This window comes from Ligilactobacillus ruminis DSM 20403 = NBRC 102161 (genome assembly GCF_900113455.1).
In the GTDB taxonomy this organism is placed as follows: domain Bacteria; phylum Bacillota; class Bacilli; order Lactobacillales; family Lactobacillaceae; genus Ligilactobacillus; species Ligilactobacillus ruminis.
Genome location: NZ_FOPI01000053.1, coordinates 1 through 6,871, shown reverse-complemented (window position 1 = coordinate 6,871; position 6,871 = coordinate 1). Strand labels below are relative to the sequence as shown.

General features: G+C 42.9%; 8 protein-coding genes, 1 tRNA gene and 1 pseudogene. 8 read left to right on the top strand and 2 right to left on the bottom strand.

Features of this window, described 5'->3' with window-relative positions; genetic code table 11:
- Positions 1–46: 46 nt before the first annotated feature.
- Positions 47–247, bottom strand: coding sequence for a hypothetical protein (locus BMZ95_RS10475; protein WP_014073217.1), 201 nt, complete (start codon positions 245–247; stop codon positions 47–49).
- Positions 248–406: 159 nt separating this feature from the next.
- Positions 407–1,033, bottom strand: a complete 627-nt coding sequence (locus BMZ95_RS10470; RefSeq protein ID WP_174519783.1) for a lysophospholipid acyltransferase family protein — start codon at positions 1,031–1,033, stop codon at positions 407–409.
- Between the two features lie 134 nt (positions 1,034–1,167).
- On the opposite strand from BMZ95_RS10470, the gene BMZ95_RS10465 reads away from it, so the two are divergent.
- The 8 genes and pseudogenes from BMZ95_RS10465 to BMZ95_RS11675 all read left to right on the top strand — a co-directional run.
- On the top strand, positions 1,168–1,914 hold the full coding sequence (locus BMZ95_RS10465; protein ID WP_014073341.1) for a tRNA1(Val) (adenine(37)-N6)-methyltransferase: 747 nt from the start codon (positions 1,168–1,170) through the stop codon (positions 1,912–1,914).
- Positions 1,907–2,185, top strand: a complete 279-nt coding sequence (locus BMZ95_RS10460) for a GIY-YIG nuclease family protein (RefSeq protein ID WP_014073342.1) — start codon at positions 1,907–1,909, stop codon at positions 2,183–2,185. Before BMZ95_RS10465 ends, BMZ95_RS10460 begins: the two co-directional genes overlap by 8 nt.
- Before the next feature lie 53 nt (positions 2,186–2,238).
- Positions 2,239–2,325 (top strand) — tRNA-Ser (locus tag BMZ95_RS10455).
- A gap of 272 nt (positions 2,326–2,597) precedes the next feature.
- Positions 2,598–2,915: a hypothetical protein gene (locus BMZ95_RS10450; protein WP_046922528.1), complete on the top strand. Its 318-nt coding sequence runs from the start codon at positions 2,598–2,600 to the stop codon at positions 2,913–2,915.
- A gap of 7 nt (positions 2,916–2,922) precedes the next feature.
- Positions 2,923–3,102 (top strand): hypothetical protein, encoded by a 180-nt coding sequence (locus BMZ95_RS10445; RefSeq protein ID WP_014073343.1) that lies wholly within the window; start codon positions 2,923–2,925, stop codon positions 3,100–3,102.
- A gap of 452 nt (positions 3,103–3,554) precedes the next feature.
- A complete protein-coding gene (gene hisS / locus BMZ95_RS10440) occupies positions 3,555–4,832 on the top strand; it encodes a histidine--tRNA ligase (protein WP_014073345.1) in 1,278 nt (425 codons plus the stop codon).
- Between the two features lie 17 nt (positions 4,833–4,849).
- A complete protein-coding gene (gene aspS, locus BMZ95_RS10435) occupies positions 4,850–6,610 on the top strand; it encodes an aspartate--tRNA ligase (RefSeq protein WP_046922527.1) in 1,761 nt (586 codons plus the stop codon).
- A gap of 139 nt (positions 6,611–6,749) precedes the next feature.
- Positions 6,750–6,871: pseudogene (locus BMZ95_RS11675) on the top strand (helix-turn-helix domain-containing protein); the annotation flags it as partial.

The following is a 6,871-nucleotide window of genomic DNA, read 5'->3' as shown; positions in this document are numbered from 1 at the left end:
CCCTTTGCGAAGATCGGTCTTACCGCAAATGAGATAGATTTTCATATTATTTATATTTGGAAACATTTTGATCACGATACCAAAGATAGTTGTTCAAATTTTTGAGAATCTCTCTCGAAGCTCCGTTGTAGATTCGGATTTCAACATCTTCCGTAATAATTTTCGCAGCCATTTCCCTGACCGGTCGATATGTTTCTTTAGGGCTTAGGTCAACAAGGTTGACTTCCACGACGTCATCCAATTTCATATTTAAACCTCCGATATACTTGATGTTTAAAGCATACCAAGACATCGGAGGTTTATGAAGAACGCTTATTTAACGACCGCTTACATTGCAGCAGGTATTTTTAGCTTTGAAATTATTTGCGAATAAAGCAAAAAACGCCAGATAAACTGACGGTCTCGGTTATTTTTTCGGATGCGGATCGACATAATGGTAGTTCGGATCGATTTCTTTATCGAGCTTATCGAATGCCTGATTCATTTTTTCAAGAATTTCAGCCTGATTTTCATCCGTCAGTTTCATTTTACGATCGACTTCAATCGGATCTCCGAAACGAACCGTTAATTTTTGGCGTTTGCATAAATCTTTAAAGGTTACGGGTCCTTGGTAGACGACGGGAACAAGCGGAACTCCGGAAAGTTTTGAAATCAAAACGGCACCGCCTTTGAGGTTTTGGCTGTGACGCGTGCCGGACGGAAAGATTATGAGCGACAAATCGGTGCTTTTTAGCAGTTTGACAGGTTTTTTGATGGCTGATGCCCCTGGATTTTCTCGATCGACCGAAAAAGCATTGGCATGAACCAAGATGAATTTCAGGATTGGATTTTTAAAAAGTTCCTTTTTGGCCATGAAACAAAATTTTTTCGGTGCCGCCGCCAAAGCGAAATAGATCATGTCAAACCAAGCACGGTGCGGCGCAACCAGGATATAGTTTCCCTTTGGAAGTTTATCTTTATTTTCATAATGAGCGTTGCCGTTTAAAACGAAGACGATGAATCGCGCAACGACTCTGATAAAAGAATAGAACAAATTTTTTCTCCCTTTCAAAATGTATTCACACCTAATATTAAAATGAAACGACATAAATTACAAGTTTTTCGAAAAGCTGACCAGGAAATGGTATAATATACAGATATCCTAAACAAGTGAACGAGGGAAAAGAAATGGATGTTGAAATTCATGCAAATGAGCGCGTCGATGCGCTTTTTTCAAACGGCATAAAGGTTATTCAAAGCAGCGAGGTATTTTCGTTTTCGTTAGATGCCGTTTTATTGGCTGATTTTGCCAACCCGGCTAAGAAAAAGGAGCAGAAAATAGTTGATTTATGTGCAGGAAACGGTGCGGTCGGTCTTTTTTTGACGCCAAAATCCAGTGCGCAAATCTACGAAGTCGAAATTCAGCCGCGTTTGGCCGACATGGCAAAAAGAAGCATTGACCTAAACGGTTTGGAAGAACGCGTAACGGTGATCAACGATGATTTGAACAATGTTTTTGAGTATTTGGCAAAGGACTCGATCGATACGGTGACCTGCAACCCGCCGTATTTTGAAGATCAGCCCGACAGCAAGAAAAATCCCAATCAGTATTTGGCATTGGCTCGGCATGAGCTTGCGGTGACGCTTGAACAGACGATTGAACAGGCCAGCGGTTTGCTCAAAATGAACGGAAGGGTTTCGTACGTTCATCGTCCGGAACGCTTGATCGAAATGATCGAATTGATGAAGAAGCATCGTTTGGAGCCGAAACGAGTGCAGTTCGTCTATCCAAAAAGGAATCGCGAAGCAAACATGGTGCTCGTTGAAGCCATAAAAGACGGCAAGCCGGGCGGACTTCGCTTTATGCCGCCGCTTTTCGTCTACGAAGAAAACGGGAAGTACACGGAAGAAGTCAGGAAGATCGTATATGGATAAAAAATATTATTTTTATGTTCTTCTTTGTTCTGACAAAACGCTTTACGGAGGGTTTACGACCGATTTGAAAGTTCGTACAGCAAAGCACAACAGCGGCAAAGGAGCCAAATATACGCGAAACAGGCGGCCCGTCAAGCTGATATATCACGAAGAATTTTCTGACAAATCCAGTGCGTTGAAAGCAGAATATGCTTTCAAGCATCAATCTCGTGCCAAGAAAGTGGCTTATCTCGTCAATCACGGCATAAAAAAAGAATTATTTAAAAGATAATGAAATTTCCTCTTGCCAATAGCAATATTAGTTGATATAATTAATGCTGTTGTGGAGAGTTGGCAGAGTGGTAATGCACCGGACTCGAAATCCGGCGAACCGGTAGTACCGGCGCGCAGGTTCAAATCCTGTACTCTCCTTTTTATAAACAATATGCTATAGTTCAATATGCTATAGTTCAAATAATTTTAAAATCGCCCATAAACGTTGATATGATAACGTTTATAGGCGATTTTTTTGTTTCTGAGTTTTCATATGTTTTAGTATGTTTTAAAAAAGTCTGCACACAGTTTGCACACATATGAATAATTTATTCTTTAATTTACTGCTTTAATTTCCGTGATAATTGACGTAATTTTTCTTATCATCAACATCGATTAAATAAGAGTATACTCTAGATAAGGAAATCATTTTGAGAAACGCAGACAATATCAAGGCCGCCATATCATTTAGGTTGAAGGATGATATAATAGCATACAGAAATGATTTCTATCCTAGAGACTTAGTCGGTGTTTCCTACAAATTTACGAGTACGTCGGTCGCACTTGGGGCAGTAATAGGAAAGGTACCCAATGTGGCAATTATTGTTCCCAGGGGAAGTAATGGCGGTTACGTTGAGTTGATAGCTGATGAAGCATATAGAAAGCAGCGAGAGTTTGTTATAAACAGTGGCGCTGATTTAGAGTTAATGAAAAAAGAGGCTGGTTTGTATATTTATAAATTGAGGTGATATTTTTATGTTGAGTAAGGAATTGGCTCGAAAATATTATCTGGAGCGAATCTATGCAGAATCACGCAAGCCGGATTATACCGAAGAAGAACTGCGTCTTCAAAAAGAAAGAGCAAAAGAATTAGAAGAGTATGGAAAGAAAAGACGCAAGGAACGTGAGATGAGAGCAGCCAGAAAAAATAGCTGACTTTCATTTGTAACGTGAGGTGCAAATATGGCTAAAGATGACTATGAGGTGGTTGTCTTTGAGCGCTTTGATGGCGGTCCAAATAAAATGACGTTAGCAGAAGCTAAAGGTTTGCCGATCAGGTGAGATGTGTCTGCTTGTTCAATAAAAACAAGCCGTAACAACGCTTGACTTAACATTTGATATTTAGTACACTGTATTTATCATAAATGAACCGGTGAAAAAGAGGAGTAGAAAAGAAGACCGCACAGAGAGTGGACGGATGCTGCAAAGTCCAACGGATCGACTTTTCGAAAGACACTTTCGAGGCGTGCTTGATGAAAGCACCGCGACATGGCGCGTTATCCCTGAGTTTATAAGCCAAGGTGGTACCGTGCTTTTGCGCCCTTGTCGATCAGAGATGATCGATAGGGGCTTTTTTGTTGCCGGAAAATCAACAGGAGGAATTAAAAATGAAGTACCAACGTCCAAAGGGCACTGCCGATATTTTGCCGGGCGATTCCGAAAAATGGCAATTTATCGAAAAAAAGGCACGTGCATTATTCAAAAAATTTCGCTATCAGGAAATGAGAACGCCGATTTTTGAAAACTTTGAGGTCTTTTCAAGAACGTCTGGCGAAACTTCAGACATCGTGACAAAGGAAATGTATGATTTTTTTGACAAAGGCGATCGTCACGTTACGCTTCGTCCTGAAGGAACTGCTGGAGTTGTTCGCAGCTATGTGGAAAACAAGCTTTACGGACCAGAAATTCAAAAGCCGTTCAAGACATATTACATCGGACCGATGTTTCGCTATGAACGCCCGCAAGCCGGACGTTTCCGCGAATTTCACCAAATCGGCGTCGAAGCATTCGGCGTCGACAATCCGACGCTTGACGTTGAAGTCATCGCAATGGCGATCGAACTTCTCAAGAGTTTTGGTTTGAACAGTCTTAAGCTTGCTTTGAACACGCTTGGCGACAATGAGTCGCGCGCGGCTTATCGACAAGCTTTGATTGATTATCTCGAACCTTTTGAAGCAGAACTTTCAGATGATTCAAAAGAACGTCTTCACAAAAATCCGTTGCGCGTATTGGATTCAAAAGATGAAGGCGATCAAAAAATCGTTGAAGGAGCACCGTCAATTCTCGATTATTTGACGGACGATGCAAAAAAGCACTTTGAAACGGTTAAATCGTTGCTTGACGACCTTGGCATCGAATACGAAATCGATTCAAACATGGTTCGCGGCCTTGATTACTACAACCATACGATTTTTGAAATCATGAGCGATTCCAAGGTCTTTTCAGGCAAGTGGACAACCGTTTGTGCCGGCGGACGCTACAACGGTCTGGTTGAACAGCTTGGCGGACCTGAAACGCCGGGCATCGGCTTTGGTCTTGGCGTTGAGCGTTTGCTGCTTATCTTGGAGGCAGAAGAGGATGCATTTGACATCGAAAACGATCTTGACGTTTATGTTGTCGGCATCGGTGAAAGCACGAATGCTGAAACGCTTAAGATTGCAATGTCATTGAGACGTCAGGGATTCAGTGCCGATCGCGATTATCTGTCGCGCAAGCCAAAGGCGCAATTCAAGACGGCAAGCAAGCTTGACGCCAAGTATACCTTGACGATCGGCGAAACGGAACTTGCCGAAGGAAAAGCTAATTTGAAGAAAATGGAAACAGGCGAAGAAATAAGCGTTTCCTTAAATGATGTTTATGAAGACTTTGCGAAACTTGCAAAGTAGGAAAGGAAGATATTACAATGAAGCGAACGACATACGCTGGATTGGTCGATGAAAAGTATCTCGGTCAAGAAGTGGTTTTGAAAGGCTGGGTACAAAAAAGCCGCAATTTGGGAAATTTGATTTTTGCAGACCTTCGCGATCGTGAAGGCTTGGTTCAGCTTGTTTTCAGTCATGAAATTTCAGAAGAAGCATTCAAAATTGCCGAAACACTTAAAAGCGAATACGTAATCGAAATCGTCGGCAAGGTCGTCGGTCGTGCTGAAAATGCCGTCAACCCGAATATGAAAACCGGCAAAATCGAAGTTGAAACAAGCAAGGTCACGATTTTAAACGAAGCAAAAACGACTCCATTCAGCATCGAAGATGATACGACGGCAACTGACGACACTCGTCTGCGTTATCGTTATCTCGATTTGCGTCGTCCTGAAATGCAGCGTTCTTTGATGATCAGAAATCGAATCACGCAAACCGTTCATCGTTATTTGGATGAAAACCATTTTCTTGACATCGAAACGCCATATTTGACGCGCTCGACTCCTGAAGGTGCCCGTGATTATCTGGTTCCGTCGCGTGTTTATCCGGGACATTTCTACGCACTTCCGCAATCACCGCAGCTCTTTAAGCAATTGCTGATGGGGGCAGGCTATGATCGCTATTATCAAATTGCGCGCTGCTTCCGTGATGAGGATCTGCGCGGTGATCGTCAGCCTGAATTTACTCAGATTGATATGGAAATGTCATTCATGACGGCTGATGAAATTCGCGAAATGACGGAAGGCTTGCTGAAAGCAGTCATGAAAGAAACTCTTGGAATCGAAATTGAAACGCCGATTAAGCAGATTACTTGGAACGAAGCGATGGATCGTTTCGGTTCAGACAAGCCGGACATTCGTTTTGGCATGGAATTGCAGGATATGGCAGAAGTCGTCAAGGGTGTCGGCTTTAAGGTCTTTGATTCGGCGCTTGAAAACGGCGGTCAGGTCAAAGCAATCGTCGTTCCTGGCGGTGCTGACAAGTATTCGCGCAAAAAGATCGAAGAAAAGCAGGAATACATCAAGCGTTTCGGCGCCAAAGGCCTGGCTTGGATGAAAGTGACGGACGAAGGCTTGGCCGGTCCCGTTTCCAAGTTCTTCAAAGAAAAGGAAGCAGAAGTCAAAGAAGCAACCGGTGCCAAAGCTGGCGACCTGTTGTTGTTCGTTGCCGACAATCGCAAGGTCGTTGCTGATTCTCTTGGATATTTGCGCGTTTCGATTGCAAAGGAACTTGATCTGATCGACAATTCCAAATTTGCGTTCATTTGGGTCGTCGACTGGCCGTTGTTTGAGTACAGCGAGGAATTTGAACGCTATATCGCAGCTCATCATCCGTTCACGATGCCAAACGAAGAAGATCTGGATCTGCTTGAAACGGATCCGCACAAATGTCATGCTCAAAGCTATGACATCGTTTTGAACGGGTATGAGCTTGGCGGTGGTTCGATTCGTATCCATCGTCGCGATATCCAGGAAAAGATGTTCAAAGCGCTTGGATTTACGAAGGAAAGCGCTGAAGCACAATTCGGCTGGTTCATGGAGGCACTTGATTACGGATTCCCTCCTCATGGCGGCCTGGCTCTTGGCCTTGACCGTTTCGCAATGCTTCTTGCCGGCAAAGACAATATTCGTGAAGTGATTGCCTTCCCTAAGAATTCCAAGGCGTCAGAACCATTGACGAATGCCCCGAGCACCGTTTCCGAAAAGCAGTTGGAAGAACTGTATCTGAGAACGGAAAACAAATAGTTGACAGCAAAAATTCCTGCTTTCTGCTTGAATTTAACGAAATGCCGAACGAAGACGGTCGATTTGCGACCGGTTATAATGCCCTTTAAGTATACAGGTAAAAAAGAAAATTTGCTGTATGCTTGGAGGGCATTTTCATATGGGAAGAAAATCGAAATATTCTGCTGATTTTAAGCTGATGATCATTCATGAAGCAGAAACATTGGGAATCACCAGAACATCAAGGCTGTATTCCATATCAGACCATACCATCAGAACCTG